Origin of the sequence: Brevibacillus parabrevis, assembly GCF_003710905.1 — a bacterium.
Taxonomy (GTDB): Bacteria; Bacillota; Bacilli; order Brevibacillales; family Brevibacillaceae; genus Brevibacillus; species Brevibacillus parabrevis.
In genome coordinates this window covers 465,471-483,872 of sequence record NZ_RHHV01000005.1, presented here as the reverse complement: position 1 = coordinate 483,872, position 18,402 = coordinate 465,471, and the positions used below count along the sequence as shown (strand labels likewise).

The following is an 18,402-nucleotide window of genomic DNA, read 5'->3' as shown; positions in this document are numbered from 1 at the left end:
CGTTTCTTCTCCCCCTGCTTGCGCCTATGACTGTTCCATCCACTCCGGGTTGAAGCGATAGTATTTGGATGGACGGTGTCCGGCATGTTTTCTGTATTGGTTCGTTTCCAGCACTTTGTCTGCCACCTTCCGGCGAAATGCCGCTGCGAGCAGCTCCTTGCCCAAAATGACTTCATACACCTGTTGCAGCTCGCTCAACGTAAACAGCTCCGGCATCAAGGCAAACGCGATATCGGTGTATTCAATCTTGCCGCGCAGCCGCTCCAGCGCGTACTGGATCAGCTTGGCGTGATCGAACGCGATATTGCCAGCGTCCACAATCTCGCGCTTCTCCTGCACGATCCGGTTGGCGATCGTCTTCGTAATCTTGATCGTGGCAGACAGTTCTTCCTTGGCATTGACCAACCGCAGCTCCAGCCATTTTTCCGTTACCGTGCCGTTCTCTGTCGCCGTTTTCGTTTCCTTCAGCCACTTGTCCTCGATGCGAAACCACTCTGCCTCGTCCGCGTCATCCCCTGCCTGCAAACTGAGAGTCGAGCTATCGACCAAAGCCATGTAGGAAGTGCTGATGACTCGCATGCGCGGATCACGCCCGACGTCTCCCCACGTGTACAGCTGTTCCAGGTAAATGTTCTGGATGTTCGTTTCCGTAAACAACTCGCGCTTGGCCGCATCCTCCAAACTTTCGCGCGGCGAGACAAACCCGCCCGGCAGCGCCCATTGGCCCAAAAACGGATGTTCTCCGCGCTTCACGAGCAAGATTTGCAACGATTTGGGCGAGAGCTTGCGGTAGTTTTCTTCCTGTTCGTCCACTACGGTGAAAATAAGCATATCGACTGTCACGGACGGCCGCTCGAACTGGCTGGCATCGTACGTGCGCAAATACTCCTGCTCGGTCTGGCCTCTTTTATTGACAAGCGGTTTATCGGTCATGGAAATAAAATCACCTCTGGAAAAAATCATTTATTGTTACGCATGTTTTGTTATTAACAAAATGTTATTATCAATTTGTTTTCATCATATTACTGCTTCCTGTTTTTGGTGTCAAGCAAAAACAACAGCAAAAAGCCCCCTGTCAGGACATCCTAACAGGAGGCTTTCGTATGTTTCGATGGTTAAGCCGCTCTTGCTTCGGCTTTCACTTCTTGAATGTACTGCTCTGCTTTTTGTTGGTCAAACTGGCCTTCCCAACGGGAGATGACGACAGCGGCCAACGCGTTTCCTACCACGTTGACGACGGTGCGAGCCATGTCCAGCAGTCGGTCGACACCAGCGATAAAGGCGAGTCCTTCCAGCGGAATCCCTACGGAACCGAGAGTCGCAAGCAATACGACAAACGATACGCCTGGAACACCGGCAATCCCTTTGGAAGTTACCATGAGCACAAGCATCAGCGTAATTTGAGCGCTGATCGGCATATCAATGCCGTACATTTGGGCAATGAACAAAGCAGCCAGTGCCTGGTACAAGGTCGAGCCATCCAGGTTGAAGGAGTAGCCCGTCGGAACGACAAAGGAAGTAATCGCCTTTGGACAGCCCATTTTCTCCATCTTTTCCATGATCTTCGGCAGTACCGTCTCCGAACTGGACGTGGAGTAGGCCAGCAACAGCTCGTCCTTCAAAATGCGAAGAATCGACGTGATCTTGACTCCGCTGATGCGGGCGATCGTTCCCAGTACGACGAGGATGAAGAACAGCATCGCCAGGTGAACGAGGATGACCAGTTTTCCTAACGGAACAAGGGACGACAAGCCAAACTTGGATACCGTCACCCCGATCAGGGCGAATACACCGAATGGGGCAAAGCGCATGATCGCGTTTACAACCCAGAACATCGCATCGGCAACTCCCTGGAAGAAGGCGAGCACGGGCTTTCCTTTATCCCCGGCAGCGGCAACCCCAAGTCCAAACAAGACAGAGAAGAAAATAATGGCCAACATGTCTCCGCGGACAATGGCATCGAATATGTTTTTCGGAACGATATTTACGAATGTGTCAATCATGCTGTGACTTTGCGTCGTTTCCGCTGTCTCAACATACGTATGAATGTCTGTTTTCGTCAGATGGGACATGTCGACGCCCACACCCGGCTGGAACAGGTTGGCGGCCAAAAGACCGACCACAATGGCAATCGTGGTAACGATTTCAAAATAGAGGATGGTTTTTCCGCCGATTTTACCGAGCTTCTTGATGTCTCCGACTCCCGCTACCCCAACGATCAGAGTGGCAATGACAATCGGAACGACAATCATTTTGATCAGCCGCAAAAATACATCGCCAATAGGCTGCAAATAGGTCGCCACTGCCGGGTTGCCATAGAAGATGGCACCCACCAGGATACCCAGAATGAGTCCGAGGACAATTTGAATCGCTAACCCAAACCGCTTCATTCTGACACCTCGCTAGTATAGTTTGAAAAGAATGGTTTGTCACACTATATACACATCCGTCTGAAACGAAGTGTTATATAGATGAGAATCATATCATGTTTTTTTGGCTACCCTGTTTTTTTCTATTCTTTTTATTTCTCTTTATTTTTTGACAACCAGCTCTTTTTCCGCAATTAGCGGGCAGATTGTGCTCGGTTCGGCAAAAATGCTAAAATAAGCCTACCGTAATACGCTGGACTCATTAAACATGAATGGAGCACTTTCATGACAATTCGGAAAATGTTGCTTCTGGGCTTGCTGTTGGCCGTTGCACTATTTCTATTGCCATACTCTGTCCCGTTTCTGCTCGCGCTTTTGACCGCGATTTTGCTTGAGCCGCTTGTTTTGTTCCTCATCCGTCGGGTCAAAATGAACCGGATGGGCGCCGTCAGCGTCTCCTTTTTGCTTTTTCTCGTCTCCTTTGGCATCATTTTGTACTGGATCGCCACGCAGATCGTCATTCAAGGGATTGATTTGGCCCAGCGGTTGCCGGGCTTTTCCCAGCACTTGTTCGAGCTGGTGGAATCGTACCTGTTGAGCTGGGAAAGCTACTACGCTACTTTGCCGGCAGACACGGTCGTGCAAATCCAGAGCGTCTTTGCCGGATTGAAAAACTGGGCGATCACGAGCGCGTCAGGCGTCGCCAGAGCAATTCTCGGAGCCGTTGCGATCATCCCCGGCTTTTTGATCAGCACGATCATTTACCTGGTCGCGCTGTTCCTGATCAGTCTGGATCTGCCAAGGCTGCGGGCTGGCTTCCTGCGGATGTTCACCGTGTCGGCCAGAGAAAAGGTCAATGTTGTCTTTTCCCAGTTGAACCGCGCCACCGTCGGATTTTTGCGCGCACAAATCATCCTCAGTCTCCTGACGTTTTTGCTTTCGTTTTTGGGGCTGCTCATCTTGCACGTAAAATACGCGGCTGTCGTCGCTTTGCTGATCGTGCTCGTCGATATTTTGCCCATTCTCGGAACAGGTTCTTTTCTCGTTCCGTGGGCGGTCTACAACTTTTTGACCGGAAATGCTCGCCTGGGGATCGGGCTGATTATCCTGTTCCTCGTCATTACCGTTGTCCGGCGCATTATCGAGCCGAAAGTTCTCGCGTCCAACCTCGGGATCAGCGCCCTGGCGGCTCTCGTCAGCCTCTTCCTCGGTTTTCAGGTCATGGGATTTTTCGGGCTGATTATCGGCCCTGCGCTGGTGATCATTTACGAAGCCTTGCGCAAGGCGGGCTTTTTGAACTTCAAAATTGATTTTTAAAACGCAGGTCGCGGCGTTGGACGTCTATATGAAGCAACAGCAAAAAACCGCCTGGACAATCCAGACGGTTTTCTTATTCCTTGGGGGAGACGCGGGCCAACAGATCGACGAGATGTACAGCTTCCATGCGCCCGTCCAATCCGGCGCGGTGAATCCCGGCCTTCATCTGAAGCAGGCAGCCCGGATTCGAGGTGACGAGAATGTCCGCTTGCGTCTTTGCGACGTGCCCCATTTTTTCATCCAGCAAACCGGAAGCCATCTCGGGCTGGAGCAAGTTGTAGATGCCTGCCGAGCCGCAGCAGCGCTCCCCTTCAAACAGCGGGACATACGTTGCCCCGGGGATGTTTTTTACCAGTTGTACCGGTTCGTTGCTCACCTTCATCCCGTTGCGCAGGTGACAGGACGACTGATAGGTGATTCGCTGCGGCAAGGACTGCCATTTTTGCGCATCCATTTGCTCGCCCAACACTTCGCTGATGTCTTTGACTCGCGCCGCAAACCAGTCAGCCTGCTCGCGCATCTCCGCGTCATCCGCCAGCAAATGGTCGTACTCTTTCAGCATGGCGCCGCACCCGCCCGCATTGGAAATGATCATGTCCACATTCGCTTCGTGAAAGACAGCTACATTAATTCGGGCCAGCTTGCGGGCAATGCCGCGCTCCCCGCTATGGGCATGGAGCGCGCCACAGCAAACCTGACCGGGCACGATGACAACCTCGCAGCCCGCTTCGGCGAGCAAGCGCACCGTATTGCGGTTCGTCTCCTGAAACAACACATCCATAATACAACCGGAAAACATCCCCACCCGATACTTGCGTTCCCCGATGGCCGGGATGACCGCAGCTTGCCATTCGTCCGCGAGACTGCGCGCCGATGCTTCCGGCATGATCGCTTCCATCTCCCGCAAGTGCCGGGGCAGCCAGAACAGCAAGCCCAGCTTGCGCACTGCCTTTTGCAGCCCGGAGCGTTGGTAAAAGCGCAGCAGTCGGCCGAGCTGTTGCAGCCGCTTTTGCTCGGGAAACAGATGCACAAAAGCGAGCCTGCGCACGGCTTTGACCCACCACGGGTGCTGCTGTACGTCCTCAATCGCCTCCCGCGTCTGCTCGATCAGCTGTCCATAAGACACGCCAGCGGGACAAACTGGCTCGCACGCCCGACAGCCCAGACACAAATTCATCTGGTCGACAAAGTCTTTGTCCGGCTCCATGACGCCGTCTGCCACCGCTTTCATCAAGGCAATCCGGCCGCGTGGAGATGCCGCCTCATAACCTGTCTCGCGAAAAGTCGGACAGGCTGGCTGACAAAAGCCGCAGCGCATGCAATTGGACAATTCCTCGTAATCCAGCTTTTTGACGAGCGCTTCTTTAAGCACGCTGCACCACCACTCTCTGGCGCGACTCTTTGGCGAACATCTTTCCCGGATTCAGCAAATGATTTGGGTCAAAAGCTTGCTTGATTCCCTTCATCACTTCCATTCCGGCAGCCCCTGCTTTCCATTCCAAATAGGGCGCTTTGACGATTCCGACGCCGTGCTCTCCGGTAATCGTCCCGCCCAGCTCGATCGCTGCGGCGAATATTTCTTCAAAAGCGTGCTCCACGCGCTCGATTTCCTCCGTATTCCGGGCATCGGTCATACAGGTCGGATGCAAATTGCCGTCTCCCGCGTGGCCAAAGGTGCAGATTTGCAGCCCGTAGCGGCTGGCGATTTCCTGGATGGCGGCGACCATCGGAGCGATGGCTGCGCGCGGCACAGTCGCATCCTCCAAAATCGTCGTCGGCCGCATTCTGGACAGGGCGGCAAGCGCACTCCGCCTCGCCGTCATGACTTCGTCCGCTTCTTCCGCTGTCGTCGCCACTTTGATTTGTACCGCAGCGTTTTTTTGGCAGATCGCAGCAATTTTGTCCATATCCTGATCGACCGTCAGCGGGTCGCCATCTTGTCCGATCAGCAAAATGGCCGCCACGTCTGTAGGAAGCCCGATCTTTTTGAACTCCTCGACGACGCGAATCGTGCCCTGATCGAGAAACTCCAGCGTGCCGGGAATGATCCGGTTGGCGATAATGTCCGACACCGACTTCGCCGCCTGCGCCATATCCGCGTACATCGCCAGCATGACCCGCTGCGTCTGCGGCTTGGGAATCAGCTTCAAAATCGCCTCCGTGATGATCGCCAGCGTCCCTTCGCTGCCTACCAGAAGCTTCGTCAGATCGTAGCCCGCTACGTCCTTCATCAGCTTTCCTCCGGTGCGAATCATCTCTCCGCTCGGCAGCACCGCTTCCAGTCCCAATACGTAATCTTTGGTCGTGCCGTACTTCAAACCGCGCAGTCCGCCCGAATTGAGCGCAATATTCCCGCCAATGGTCGAAATGACCATGCTCCCCGGATCGGGCGGATAAAACAGTCCGCGCGCTTCCACCGCCTGATGAATGTCGACTGTCCGTACTCCCGGCTGAACCGTAATCGTCAAGTTTTGCTCGTCGATCTCCACGATTTGATTCATGCGGTTGAGCACCAGCACAATGCCGCCTCCCAGCGGAATCGTCCCGCCGCACAAGTTGGAGCCAGCGCCGCGTGTCACGACGGGAATCCGTGCCGAGGCGCATAGCCGCATCACCTCCTGAACTTCTGCGGTGCTCCCCGGCATGACTACGGCATCGGGCAAAGCTTGTTGCATAGGAGTCGCGTCATACGAATAGGCTACAAGCGCTTCCTGGCTGTCCAGGCAATGTTTCTCGCCGACAATGGCCCGAAGCTGTGCGCGAATCGGTGCAGGCAACATCCAAAATCTCTCCCTTCCGGCAATCCCTTTCTGCATCCATCCATCAATCGTTCAAATATTCGCTCTTTATCATTCGTTTTCATTTTATGTAATGAAATTACGTTAGTCAAATCGTTTTAAGTAAATTTTGTTTCAAAGTATTTTTTCACCCCAAACAAAAAAAGACGCAATACGCGCCTTTTTTCTGTGTACACCTCGTCAGCTTGCGTTCTTCTGGTCATCCAGCTCAGCCTCGATCCGGGAAGCGCTGGATGTTTCGCCCATGCGCCAGTACGTAATCAGGCTGATCGCAATACAGCCGGCGACATAGTAGTAGAAGAGCGATTCAGAACCGATATTTTTCAAGCCGAGGGCGATAAATTCAGCCGTTCCCCCGAAGACGGCAACCGTGATCGCATACGGGAAGCCTACGCCCAATGCGCGAATTTCCGTCGGGAACAGCTCGGCTTTCACAATCGCGTTGATCGAAGTGTAGCCAGTGACGATGATCAGCCCTGTCAGCATCAAGACGAAGGCAACCATCGGACTTTTGGTTTGCTCCATCAACAGGAACATCGGCACCGTAAACAGCGTTCCCAAAATACCGAATCCCATCAGGAGCGGACGACGGCCGATCCGGTCAGACAGCAAGCCGGCAATCGGTTGCAGCACGACGAAGACGAGCAACGCCGTGAAGTTGATCCAGCTTACCGTTTCTTTCGGAAGCCCCACGGTATTGACCATGAACTTTTGCAAATACGTCGTGTACGTGTTGAAAGCAATCGTTCCGCCGAGCGTCAGTCCGACGACGGTCAGCACAGCCTTCGGATGCTTCATCAGCGCGCGAAGGGTACCCGCGCTTTCCTTGCTCTTCTTCTCCATCTTCGAAAATTGCTCCGACTCATCCATCGAGCGACGCAGCCAGAGAACAGCCAAAGCTCCAAGCGCCCCGATCACGAACGGAATGCGCCAGCCCCATGCATGCATGTCCGCTTCGCTGAGAACTTGCTGAAGGACAATTTGCACCCCGAGGGCAAGCAACTGTCCGGCGATTAACGTAACGTACTGGAAGCTGGAATAGAAGCCGCGGCGTCCGCTGCTCGCCATCTCTGACAAATAAGTAGCGGAAGTTCCGTATTCTCCACCCAGTGACAAACCTTGCAGCAGGCGCGCGAGAACGAGAATAATAGGCGCATAAATGCCAATCGTGCTATAGCCTGGCGTCAAGGCGATAATCAGGGAACCGCTGGCCATCACCGTAATCGACAGCGTCAATGCTGCGCGTCTGCCGTGACGGTCGGCGTAACGCCCCATCAGCAAGCTTCCGATAGGACGCATTAAAAAGCCGATGGCAAAAATCGCTGCGGTGTTGAGCAGTTGGCTGGTCGGATCACCTTTCGGGAAAAACTCGGACGAGAAGTACACTGCGAATGCGGAATACACATACCAGTCGTACCATTCAATCAGGTTTCCGATCGAACCTTTGAAAATGTTGCCCGTGATGCGTCGCGAATTGGCGCGATCGTTTGCTTGACTCACTTTTTTTCCTCCTCCAAATGTAATCGGTTTCAAAAATCATTCGCGAATATACAAAAGCAAGTTGCATGCCAAACCAGTCGCAAACTGCTGGCAGGTCACAGGCAAACGATTCTGAGCGCGCGCTATCCATGGAATTTTCCGATCTGCCAAAATGTTTCGTCTAGCAAATCAGCCGACTGCGTCCATCTGCATTTTTCTTGGCCCACACAAAAACCCGGCAAAAAACTCCGGTTGAGGCGGAATTTTTTGCCGGGTCGGTAACATGACGCGTACTTTTTTTCCTTTACGGCTGTGGTTCCTTCGCTCGGGCCAGCTCCGCGTAGTACAAGGCTGCTCCCGGATGAAGCGGAACGACCAGGTTTTCGCCCGCTTTTTGCCTGTCGATTTGCTTCGCGGCTTCATGGGCATGTTGCAAGGCGTCCAGATTTTCGAAAAAGGCTTTCGTCAGCCGATACACTTGTTCGTTGGGCAAATCGGAGCGAACCAAAAGAATATTGCGGATCGCAACCGTCGGGATCGCTTTTTCGTTTTGGTAGACGCCAGGCGGAAGCTGGGCTTTTTCGAAAAAGGCAAACCGTTTGGTCAGCTTTTCGATATGCTCGGGAAAGATCGGGACGATTTGCACCTCATCGGTGGATTGCAGCGCGAGCACAGCCGTGTTGGGCAAGCCGGACGTGACGAAGGCCGCGTCAATCGCGTTGGTTTTCAACTGCTCGATCGCCTCCGAGTAAGACAAATACTCCGGCCGCAGATCGTTGTACGTAATGCCGTGCTCGTTTAAAATCATCCGCGCGTTGACCTCGACGCCGCTGTTCGGCGCACCTACGCCTACCCGCTTGCCTTTCAGATCGTACACGGAATGAATGTCCCGGTCTTTTTTCGTCACGATTTGCACGTAGTTCAAATACAGCCCGGCCACCGACTTCATGCGCGCAACCGGCCCGCTTGACTGGAAGCTCTCCAGCCCGCCGAGCGCGAACGAAGCGACATCCGACATCGCAAAGGCCAAATCGGCTTTTCCGCTCTCCAGCAGGCGCACGTTTTCCACAGAGCCGTCAGAGGAACGGACCGCCGTATGATAGCCGAGCTTCGTTTGATACACTTTAGCCAACGCTCCCCCGATGACGTCGTACGGACCTGACGCGCCGCCCGTTGCGATCGTCAGCAGCGCTTGTTCTTCGCCGGGAACAGGCTGGGCCGACTCCGGCTTCGGAGCGCACCCGCCAGCGCTTGCCAAAAGCGCCAATCCAACAACGACAGCCGTCACGGCAATCCATGCGCGAGCCTGCCTCATTGCGCGCCTCTCCCGTATTGCTTCAGCTTCTCGCGCAAGCCCCGTTCGCTGATCGCAAGCTGCTTGGCCGTGTTCAACCGATGCCCGTTGTTATTGTCCAGCGTATACAAAATGTACATCCGCTCTGCTTCTGCCAAAGTCAATCCTGGCGGTATCAACAGCGCTTGTTCTTCTGCTGCTTGCGCCTGGCTGCTGCTCCGCTTTTCGCGCACTGCTTCCGGCAAGTCATGCGGCTCGATCACTTCCTTTTCCGATAGGGCAACCGCATATTCGAGTATGTTGGACAGCTCCCGCACGTTGCCAGGGTAAGCATAGTCATACAGCTTTCGCTTGGCCTCCGGACTGAGCGTTTTCGTCCTGACCCCCATATTCGCCGAATACAAGGCCAAAAAGTGCTCCACGAGCAGCGGCACGTCTTCCTTGCGCTCTCGCAATGGCGGCAGATGAATCGGAATCACGTTCAGCCGGTAGTACAAATCTTCGCGAAACGTTCCTTTTGCCACTTCGTCCTGCAACTGACGGTTCGTTGCGGAGATGATCCGCACGTCGACTTCCTTGGACTGCTGCGAGCCGATCGGCGTGACCACCTTTTCCTGAATGACGCGCAAAATTTTGGCTTGCAGAGCAAGCGGCATCTCGCCGATTTCATCGAGAAAAATCGTGCCGCCATCCGAGCGCTCAAACAGACCTTGCTGCCGCGCGTACGCTCCGGTAAACGCCCCTTTTTCATGCCCGAACAGTTCGCTTTCCAACAGCAACTCAGGGATAGCCGCGCAGTTGATGACGGAAAAGGCGCGCTTTTGCCTGTCGCCTTGATAATGGATCGCCCGGGCGACCAGCTCTTTTCCCGTCCCGCTTTCTCCGCTAATCAGCACATGCGAATTGATGTCCTTGACCTTTTCCACCAGTTGAAAAACTTTCTGCATGGCATGGCTCTTGCCGATGATCCCCGCGTACGTTTCCTGCTGGCGGACAGCCTGACTCAGCACCTGAACCTGGCGATGCAACTGCTGAAAAGCGAGCGCTTTGCCGAGCAGCAGCCTGACCTCCTCCAAATTGAGCGGCTTGGTCAAGTAATGGTAGGCACCTGCTTTCATCGCCTCGACGGACGACTCGATGGAGCCGTAGGCAGTCATCATGATGACGACTGCGTCCGGCTGCTTTTCCTTGATCTGGCGCAAAAGCTCGATCCCGCTCGTCCCGCGCAAGTTCAAATCGAGCAGAATGCCGTCGATCGGCTCCTGTTCCAACAACTGCAAGCTTTCCTCTGGCCCGGAGGCAGTGAACACCCGATACTCGTCATCCAGGGCAAAGGAAAGCGACGAACAGATCGCCCGTTCATCATCAATGATCAAGATGTTCATCGCCAGTCTCTCCTTTCGCAAAATGCAGGTAGAACGTCGTTCCCGCTCCTTCTGTGCTCTGCACGGTAATTTCTCCCCCGTGGTCGTGCATAATTTTTTGACTGAGGTACAAGCCGAGTCCGATTCCCTGGCTTTTCGTCGTGAAAAAAGGCTGGAACAAATGCAGCCTGTCCTGTTCGCTCATGCCCGGCCCGGTATCGGAAATCGCCAGGCACACCGCCCGAGCTTCTCCGGGCAGTACGCGAAACGTCAATTGCTTGTCAGCAGATTGCTGCGCCATCGCTTCGCTGGCATTCAGCAACAGATTGATCAGCACTTGCTTGATCCGGTCCCGATCGACAAGCACGTCCACATCGAGCGTAGGGTCAAGCTTTGTCTCGATCCGCTCGCTCTCCAGCCTCTTGGCAAAAAGTCCCTGCACGGATTGCACAATCTCCAGCAGATTTTCCCGCTTGCGCTGCAACGGCTTTTCCCGGGAGTAATCGAGCAAGTCTTCGATGATGCGGTTCATGCGCGCCACTTCTTCGGGAACGTGCTCCACAAGCTGTGCGCGGAAGCGTTCGTCATTCAGCTTCCTCGGCAAAAGCTCGGCAAACGTTTTGATCGCGGTGAGCGGATTGCGGATTTCGTGAGCAATGCCCGCGACCAGTTCGCCCAGCGCGCGCATTTTTTCCTGGGCAATCAAGCGGGCCTGCAAATGCTTCTGCTCCGTCCGATCCTGCAAGCAGAGTATCCCGCCCGTTCTCTGTCCAGCCCCGTTCGTCAAAGTAGCGAGGTAGTATTGCACAATCCGACCCGTGCCATCCCCCAAGTGCAGCTCGCCTTCCAGCACGCGGGCATCCTGCATCTGCAAAAGCTCCCGGACGGGCAGCTCCGGCAGGCAATCCATCACAGACGCTGCTTCCGGCTTGTCCATGTTCCCCAGCCATTTTTGTGCCGCATGGTTGATCAGTGTAATTTTGCCTTCCTGGTCGAACGACAAGATGCCGTTGTCTACGCTGTTGAGAACCGTCGTCTGAAAAGCGAAGCTGTCCGCCAAAGCTGCCGTTTGCCTCCGAACTGCTTTTTGCAGCCTTTTGTTCCACAAAAAACTGCCCGTCAACACGACGATGACGATGCCCATCACGATGAGCAGCCCGTAGACCAGCTTTCGCCACCAGTCGATCGCCAGTGCGCTGTACGGCTCCAAATACCGCGAATACAACTGTTCATACACGCCGTTGCGGTGCAGTTGCGCCAGTCCGGCATTGAGCTTGTTCACCAGCTCGTAGTTTCCTTCCCGGACGGCAAACGCATAGTCGGACGGCGGAATCAGTCCCGTGCGAATCCGGTAGTCGCTCCCCTTGCCCGTTCTCTCCAGCATATACTCGGCTGTCCAGCGGTTGCCCAAAAACACGTCGGCCCGATCGAGAAAAAGCATCTCCAGCGCATCCGTCTGACTGAACGCAGCCAGCCTTTTGCCGCCGCGAATGCTCTCCAATTGCGACACGCCTGCATCGTCGCGCTGAATTGCCACGACTTTGCCCCGCAGGTCGCTGATCGCCGAAATATCCCGCATCGCTTGCGGAATGACGAACGCGTCCGCCGCGGTCAAATACGAGTCGCTGAAGTCAAACTGCGTATCGCGCGTACTCGTGTATTTCATCCCGACAACCACGTCCAGCTGTCCTTCTCTCAGCTTGATGACCGCATCCTCCCATTCGAGCGGAACATACTCGATCTGATAGCCATGCAAGGCGTCCATGCTGCGAATCAGTTCAATATCAAACCCGACTGCTTCCCCGTTTTTATCCACGTAAGACAGCGGCGGCAAGCTTTTGTCAAAGCCGACGCGGATGAGCCGCTCTTCCTGCGCTTTCGTATGAGCGATTGGTACGAACAAGCAAACCAAGGTGAATAAAGCGATGAGCCATGCGAACCTGCGCAAAAAGCCCGCCTCCTTTCTCCTGCTCTTCGTGCCGTCCAGACGGGTTGATGCAACAAGCTTATTATGGACGAAGGAAGCATGCTTGAAAAGAATGCATGCGCCCGAACGCCAAAACTACAGTTACAGCCAAAACCAAAGCCAAACAAGCCGAGTCTCCTTTTGGCATGGAGAATCGGCTTGCTTTTCTTTCCTCTGCATCTGGCGGATCGCAGAATGCCGGACGCCGCTGAATCTCAGACGAACAGGCTGATCAAGTTTCCATCCGGGTCTTTGACGATCGCATAGCGCTGGCCCCAGACGGCATCCCACGGCTCGCGGTGGCTTTCGTAGCCGCGCTCGACGACTTTTGCATACAAAGCGTCCAAAGCGGCGGCATCCTCGCATAAAAAGGCCAGCTCGATTCGGTGGCCGCTGGCAGGCTCCCAACCGCCGTAGACGCTTTTCGCGATCTCTACCGTGTCAAAAGCCAAGCGGACGCCATCCTGCGCCACTTCTACGTGGTGCTCCCCATTCGCCTCTTCTGGAATCGCAAGTCCGAGCGTGCGGTAAAAGTCCAGCGCTTTTTTCATATCCTGTACGACAATTCCTACCATATCGAGCTTGATTGTCATGTTTAATGTCCTCCTGTCCTTGTTCACAGCTTCTCCCGCCAGAGCGATCCAGGCGTCAGCGGGGGTCTTGTTCAACCATATCAGACAAGCCTAGTTGCCGGATTGTAAAAAACGGACAGCTTCGGGCGATTGCTGCACCTGCACACCTGTACGCTGGGGCTGGGCAAAAACTCCGCTTGGCGGCTCGCCGTAAAAGGCGCGAAAGCTTTTGATCACGTGCGACTGATCGTAATAGCCGCATTGCAAAGCCGCTTCGACAAAAGGCAACGCCTGATTGCGGGACAGCATTTGCAGCAAGCTTTGGAACTGAATGATGCGCATAAGCTCTTTCGGCCCCACGCCAAAAGCTTGCTGGAACAGCCTGCGCACGTTTCTTTCGCTGTACGCCACTTTGTCCGCCAAAGCCGCGATGGACAGCGTTCCGCGCTGCTCGTACATGTACTGCATGCTGGTCAACAGCAACGAGTTTGTCGGTGGCCTGTCGCGGTTCAGGCACTGCATAAGCATTTGCTCGACACGGGCGATCCGCTCCGCCGTATTCGCCGCCTCCAAAATTCTTTCCATAGCCCAAAGCGCCTCCATCCCCCACAAATCTTGCAAAAAGACATGGGCTGCACTCACTTCTGCTACGGGAAAGCGGAAAAAACGGTCTGCCTCCTCCACGAAAAAGCGAATGCCGAACATCGACTGCGGCCCTGCCAGTGGCATGACTTCATAAGAGGTCATCAAGCCGGTGACAAAAGCTCCGCTGGCAAACGCCCCGGCTTGCAGATCGAAAATGATGTCGACGCAGCCATCCGGTATGACCCGGTGCAAGTGCGGCGTGCTCTGCCCGTGAAACTGCGACGTCCAATAGCAAGCCACATAGTTCGCCAGACGCTCGCTCGGCAAATATTCGTGATAATGGTAACGGTCAGGCAAGTCCGGCTGTTGCAAGGTCGGAGGCTGCACAGGTCGGTATCGTCTCATCGTGTTTCTCCGTTCTTTTGGCGAGCATGCTTCACTGGCTTTTGCGAAGCGAAGCGGGCTTCTTTGCTTCTAGAACCTATTTTCCCCACGATGGCCCAACTCCTGCTCACTTTTTCCCAATTTGTTGTATATGTTAGCAAGAATGGAACTTTGATCTTTGGAGAAAGGCGAGGTGCACGATTTGATCTCCTCATCCAAATGGAGTCTTCATCAGTTCTTTTCCAAAAGCCCGTACGTTCGCCCGTATTTGCCCCCCACGTCGCTCTATCAGCCTGCGCTTCTCGAAGACTATCTCGGCAAGTACGGCACGGTTTATATCAAGCCGACCAGAACCCACATGGGCAAAGGCATCATGCGCGTCTGGAAAACAGCGGACGGCTTTTCGCTCGTCAAAGAACGCGGAGAGCCTGTACAGGCAGGCTCCTTGTCCGAGTTGAAGCAACAGCTCGCTCGCCAATGCACGGAAAAAAACTACGTGATTCAAAAAGGGCTGGACTTGGCGGAGCTGGACGGACGACCGTACGATATACGCGTCATGATGATGCGAAACGGCCTCGGGAAATGGCAGTATGCCGGAATGCTGGCAAAGGTGGCTGGCAGCGACAGCGTAATTACGAACGTCGCCCGCGGCGGCGGATATGCGGTTACCGTTCCGTATGCCTTGACGAAGTCGAAAGCCGTGGAGCCGGAACAAGTCAAAGCCATCGTCGCGAAGCTCATCCAGGTCAGTCATCGCGTCTGTGCGCACTTCAACAAGTACCGCCACAGCGCGCAAATCGGGGTTGATTTTGCCATCGACAAGCAAGGCCAGCTCTCGATCATCGAGGTCAACTACGACTTTCCGTCGCACGCGCTTTTTGCCAAGCTCAAAGACAAAACGTACTTCCACAACATCAAGCGGCTGCACTACCAGTACAAAAACCGGGTGAAGCGCAAAAAGAAAAAAGTGTGAGCGGGCCATTTTTCGGGATAGAGCTTTCAGATCGCCTCTGGATTCTCTATCTTTGCTTTTTTCGGAAAACAACAACAGAATTTTCTTGCAATTCCACAAACACAATGCTACTATTCTCTCAACAGAACAAGTTAATCGATTAACTGATACGTTTAACTAAGCTTTGGCAAGGAGGTTCCCATGGCTACTTTAAAAGACATTGCCAAGCATGCGAATGTCAGTGCCTGCACCGTCTCCCGATATTTGAACGATGATATCGTCATCAAAAAAGAAACAGAGGAACGCATTTTGCACGCCATCAAAGAACTCGGCTACGTGCGCAACGTGGTGGCAAAATCGCTCAAGCGCAAGGAGACGTTCAACATCGCTGTCATCCTGCCGAAAATCAACAACCTTTACTATTCCGAGATTACCTCCGGCATCAGCCAAACTTTGGGGAAGCATCACTACAATCTCTATATTTATGAAGTCGACAACCTGAACCTCCAGGAAGAAGCCATCCTCCAGCTCATGCGCGAAAACATGGTAGCGGGCATCATCTTCATCGGCTTGTTCTCGGACACTTCCTTTTCCGAGAGCATCCAGAACGTCATCGACTGGAACATTCCCGTCGTCTACGCCAATCGCTGCATGCCGTTCGAAGGCTTCCCGCTGCTGTACCCCGATTTGGTCCAGGCCAGCAAGCTAGGAACCGAATATTTGCAAGCCAGCGGCAAAAACAAGCTCGCTTTTGTTCACAAAAAAGTGCCCGATCAGCTGCTCGCGCTATTTTTGGAAGGGTATCGCCAGGCGACGAACAGCGACGAGAAGCCACTGCTCCTGGAAATCTCCGATGAGCTGGAGCTTGTCAAAGACTGCATTCCGACTCTTGTCGAAAACAGCATCGAAGGCGTTTTTGTGCTGAACGAGCTGAGCGCTGTCTATTTGACAAAAGCACTCGTACAAGCCAACATTCGGATTCCGGAAGACATGGCTGTGCTGAGCTTGGGCAATTCCTTGATGTCGCAAATATCGACCCCTGAGCTGACATGTGTGGATTTACAGAACCGCGAGCTTGGGATCAAAAGCGCAGAAATGATTTTAAGCCAGATTCGCAAAGAAGAGTTTGAACCTGTCACTGTGCTTGCGCCGTGCATCGTCGTGCGAAAATCAGCGTGACTGGATGGCGCGACAGTTGGTAGAACAGTTGGCAGCGCAGTTGGTAGAACAGTCATCAGGCCGCAAAAGGACCACACGTCTTTTGGCCTTTCGTTCCTCTTTTAGTTAAACGATTAACTGGAAGCTCCCTTCGTTTTTGGGCTTGCATGGAAGGCTGCTTTTTTACACCCACTTAGTTAATCGTTTAACTAAGCAAATTTTCGTCCCATGCAGCCAATCTCTTTTTTTCGCCCTTTGCAGCCAGTCTCTGTTTGTTCCCTTTTAGTTAAACGATTAACTAACGATCATCACCCTACTCCCGATAAGTGCAGAGCCTAGCTCTACTTATATAAAATTTTTGCCAAGGAAAGGAAGAACTCAGCCATGAAGCAAACAGAAATCAACCACCTTGAAAAAGTCCGTGCGATCTTCGATATTTTGCACGGGAAAAAGGAAGCCGACCTGCTCCTGAAAAACCTGAACATTTTGGATGTTCACGGAGAAACCGTCTACCATGGCTCCCTCTTGATTTACGACAAACGAATCGTTGCGCTCAACCCGGACGAATCGGTCATCCAGGTAAAAGAAGTATTTGACGGTCAAGGACTGTATGCCATTCCGGGCTTGATCGATGCCCACCTGCACTTCGAATCGCAGCTCGCTCATCCGACGGCGCTTGCGGAAGCGATGGTGCCTTGCGGGACGACGACGATTTTTGCAGAATGTCTGGACCTCCTCAGTGCTGCTGGCGAAGATGGCGTACGCGCGGCGCAAAATTTGTTCCGCGATTACGACAAGCTGCCGTATCGCCTGTACGCTTTTGCGCCTGGCAAAAAGACCGCAGCTTGGGTGACCAAAGAAGTGCTGGAGATGGAGCCAGTCATCGGTTTGGGCGAGTTTGAGCATTTCACCTACAGCAAAGGCGATGAGGACGATTTCCAGAAAGCAGCGTGGGTGCGGGCCAAAGGCGGCTTCATGAATGGCCACTGGGGCTTGACCGCTCTGCCAGACATGGTGCTGAACTACTTGCCAGCCATCGGGGTATCGAACAACCATGACGTCTGGAACGGAGACGACATCGAAAAAAGCATCCGCTACGGCTTCCCTACCCAAATCAAATTTGGCGTCGGCAGCAGCGAAGTCATCAAAACATTGCTCCGCTCCATCGTCGACCGCAAGTTCCCGACGGAAAACTTCATGCTCTGCACCGACAACATCTCGATTGAGCGCTTGTTGAAAATGGGACACATGGATTGGATCATCTCCCTCTGCACCCAAATGGGCATCAATCCGATCAAGGCGATCAAAATGGCTTCCTACAACACGGCGAAATCGTTTAACATGGATCATCAAATCGGCTCTTTGACACCAGGCCGTTTTGCCGATATCGTGTTGACAGATAGCTTGTCGCAAATCAACCCGCTGTACGTCTTCAAGGACGGGGAATTGATTGCCAAAGACAGAAAAATGTTGAAAAATGCCGACATCGACTACTCTGCCATGTGCACAAAAGGCGTCACCGGGCTGGACGACTTGACGCCGGAGCAGCTTGACATCGTGCCGCTGGAACTGTCCGAAGACGGGCAACAAGCCAAAGTGTACCTGTTTGACGTATACGGCCGCGGCCACGCCAAGTTTTATCAGGAAATCTGGGTGCCTGTAGTAGACGGCAAAGTCGTCGCGGAGCATGAAGGCGAAAAATTGAGCCGCCTGTCTGTCATTCGCCGCTATGCCGATGGCAAACGCCATATTGTCAACGGTTTGTTCAAAGGCGTTTACGTGGAACACGGCGCTGTGGCAACCTCCTGGCCAGCACCGATCCCGTACTTCGTCGTCGTCGGGCAAGAAAGCGAGGAAATGTGCTATTGCGCCAAAGAAGTGGACAAGTATTCCGGAGCTTGCATCGTCACCGACAACAAGACCAACAAAAGCGTGCTGCCGCTGGAAATTTACGGGGTGATGGCGAACATGACTGTCAGCGAACTGACGCAAAGCGCCGATGCCATCGACGCCGCTCTGGAAGAGATGGGCAACCGCAACGAAGGCGAACCTGTCGTAAACAAGCTGCTCAGCCTGTTTATCTCCCTGCACCGCTTCCGCTTCATGGAATAATGGCAAAGCTCGTCAAGACTGCCATTTACTGTCTGAATCATTGGAATCTTTT

Annotated in this window: 14 protein-coding genes; 4 read left to right on the top strand and 10 right to left on the bottom strand. The window is 53.7% G+C overall.

Translation table 11 applies throughout. The features are described from left to right. Nucleotides 1-24: 24 nt before the first annotated feature. Together EDM60_RS05580 and EDM60_RS05575 are read right to left on the bottom strand one after the other, a co-directional pair. Nucleotides 25-933, bottom strand: coding sequence for an NUDIX hydrolase (locus tag EDM60_RS05580; protein ID WP_122963061.1), 909 nt, complete (start codon nt 931-933; stop codon nt 25-27). 182 nt (nt 934-1,115) lie between these two features. Continuing rightward, entirely contained in the window at nt 1,116-2,390 is a 1,275-nt protein-coding gene (locus tag EDM60_RS05575) for a cation:dicarboxylate symporter family transporter (RefSeq protein WP_122963060.1), read from the bottom strand. A 264-nt stretch (nt 2,391-2,654) separates the two neighbouring features. Between EDM60_RS05575 and ytvI the strand changes: the two genes are divergently transcribed. Then, the gene (gene ytvI / locus EDM60_RS05570; RefSeq protein WP_122963059.1) at nt 2,655-3,686 is read left to right on the top strand and encodes a sporulation integral membrane protein YtvI; all 1,032 of its coding nucleotides are present in this window, start codon (nt 2,655-2,657) and stop codon (nt 3,684-3,686) included. Nucleotides 3,687-3,759: 73 nt separating this feature from the next. On the opposite strand, the gene EDM60_RS05565 is transcribed toward ytvI, so the two are convergent. From EDM60_RS05565 to EDM60_RS05530, 8 genes are all read right to left on the bottom strand, one after another. After that, the gene (locus tag EDM60_RS05565) at nt 3,760-5,058 is read right to left on the bottom strand and encodes a (Fe-S)-binding protein (protein ID WP_122963058.1); all 1,299 of its coding nucleotides are present in this window, start codon (nt 5,056-5,058) and stop codon (nt 3,760-3,762) included. Next, nucleotides 5,051-6,466 (bottom strand): FAD-binding oxidoreductase, encoded by a 1,416-nt coding sequence (locus tag EDM60_RS05560; RefSeq protein WP_122963057.1) that lies wholly within the window; start codon nt 6,464-6,466, stop codon nt 5,051-5,053. The genes EDM60_RS05565 and EDM60_RS05560 overlap by 8 nt, the downstream gene beginning before the upstream one ends. A 198-nt stretch (nt 6,467-6,664) precedes the next feature. Continuing rightward, the gene (locus EDM60_RS05555; RefSeq protein WP_122963056.1) at nt 6,665-7,984 is read right to left on the bottom strand and encodes an MFS transporter; all 1,320 of its coding nucleotides are present in this window, start codon (nt 7,982-7,984) and stop codon (nt 6,665-6,667) included. A gap of 283 nt (nt 7,985-8,267) precedes the next feature. Then, the gene (locus EDM60_RS05550; protein ID WP_122963055.1) at nt 8,268-9,278 is read right to left on the bottom strand and encodes a TAXI family TRAP transporter solute-binding subunit; all 1,011 of its coding nucleotides are present in this window, start codon (nt 9,276-9,278) and stop codon (nt 8,268-8,270) included. Next, nucleotides 9,275-10,642: a sigma-54-dependent transcriptional regulator gene (locus tag EDM60_RS05545; protein WP_122963054.1), complete on the bottom strand. Its 1,368-nt coding sequence runs from the start codon at nt 10,640-10,642 to the stop codon at nt 9,275-9,277. Before EDM60_RS05545 ends, EDM60_RS05550 begins: the two co-directional genes overlap by 4 nt. Beyond that, on the bottom strand, nt 10,623-12,569 hold the full coding sequence (locus EDM60_RS05540) for a transporter substrate-binding domain-containing protein (RefSeq protein ID WP_122963053.1): 1,947 nt from the start codon (nt 12,567-12,569) through the stop codon (nt 10,623-10,625). Before EDM60_RS05540 ends, EDM60_RS05545 begins: the two co-directional genes overlap by 20 nt. A 233-nt stretch (nt 12,570-12,802) precedes the next feature. After that, nucleotides 12,803-13,180, bottom strand: a complete 378-nt coding sequence (locus tag EDM60_RS05535; protein ID WP_122963052.1) for a VOC family protein — start codon at nt 13,178-13,180, stop codon at nt 12,803-12,805. 90 nt (nt 13,181-13,270) lie between these two features. Further along, nucleotides 13,271-14,149, bottom strand: coding sequence for a helix-turn-helix transcriptional regulator (locus tag EDM60_RS05530; RefSeq protein ID WP_122963051.1), 879 nt, complete (start codon nt 14,147-14,149; stop codon nt 13,271-13,273). Between the two features lie 181 nt (nt 14,150-14,330). On the opposite strand from EDM60_RS05530, the gene EDM60_RS05525 reads away from it, so the two are divergent. The 3 genes from EDM60_RS05525 (at nt 14,331) to EDM60_RS05515 (ending at nt 18,350) form a co-directional block, all read left to right on the top strand. After that, a complete protein-coding gene (locus EDM60_RS05525; protein ID WP_122963260.1) occupies nt 14,331-15,101 on the top strand; it encodes a YheC/YheD family protein in 771 nt (256 codons plus the stop codon). Nucleotides 15,102-15,281: 180 nt separating this feature from the next. Then, nucleotides 15,282-16,259, top strand: coding sequence for a LacI family DNA-binding transcriptional regulator (locus EDM60_RS05520; RefSeq protein WP_122963050.1), 978 nt, complete (start codon nt 15,282-15,284; stop codon nt 16,257-16,259). A gap of 363 nt (nt 16,260-16,622) precedes the next feature. Beyond that, entirely contained in the window at nt 16,623-18,350 is a 1,728-nt protein-coding gene (locus EDM60_RS05515; RefSeq protein ID WP_122963049.1) for an amidohydrolase family protein, read from the top strand. Nucleotides 18,351-18,402: the final 52 nt, after the last annotated feature.

Coding starts and splice junctions, on each gene's coding strand:
- EDM60_RS05580 (WP_122963061.1), bottom strand. CDS start 933: ATGACCGATAAACCGCTTGTCAATAAAAGAGGCCAGACCGAGCAGGAG.
- EDM60_RS05575 (WP_122963060.1), bottom strand. CDS start 2,390: ATGAAGCGGTTTGGGTTAGCGATTCAAATTGTCCTCGGACTCATTCTG.
- ytvI (WP_122963059.1), top strand. CDS start 2,655: ATGACAATTCGGAAAATGTTGCTTCTGGGCTTGCTGTTGGCCGTTGCA.
- EDM60_RS05560 (WP_122963057.1), bottom strand. CDS start 6,466: ATGTTGCCTGCACCGATTCGCGCACAGCTTCGGGCCATTGTCGGCGAG.
- EDM60_RS05550 (WP_122963055.1), bottom strand. CDS start 9,278: ATGAGGCAGGCTCGCGCATGGATTGCCGTGACGGCTGTCGTTGTTGGA.
- EDM60_RS05545 (WP_122963054.1), bottom strand. CDS start 10,642: ATGAACATCTTGATCATTGATGATGAACGGGCGATCTGTTCGTCGCTT.
- EDM60_RS05535 (WP_122963052.1), bottom strand. CDS start 13,180: ATGACAATCAAGCTCGATATGGTAGGAATTGTCGTACAGGATATGAAA.
- EDM60_RS05530 (WP_122963051.1), bottom strand. CDS start 14,149: ATGAGACGATACCGACCTGTGCAGCCTCCGACCTTGCAACAGCCGGAC.
- EDM60_RS05520 (WP_122963050.1), top strand. CDS start 15,282: ATGGCTACTTTAAAAGACATTGCCAAGCATGCGAATGTCAGTGCCTGC.
- EDM60_RS05515 (WP_122963049.1), top strand. CDS start 16,623: ATGAAGCAAACAGAAATCAACCACCTTGAAAAAGTCCGTGCGATCTTC.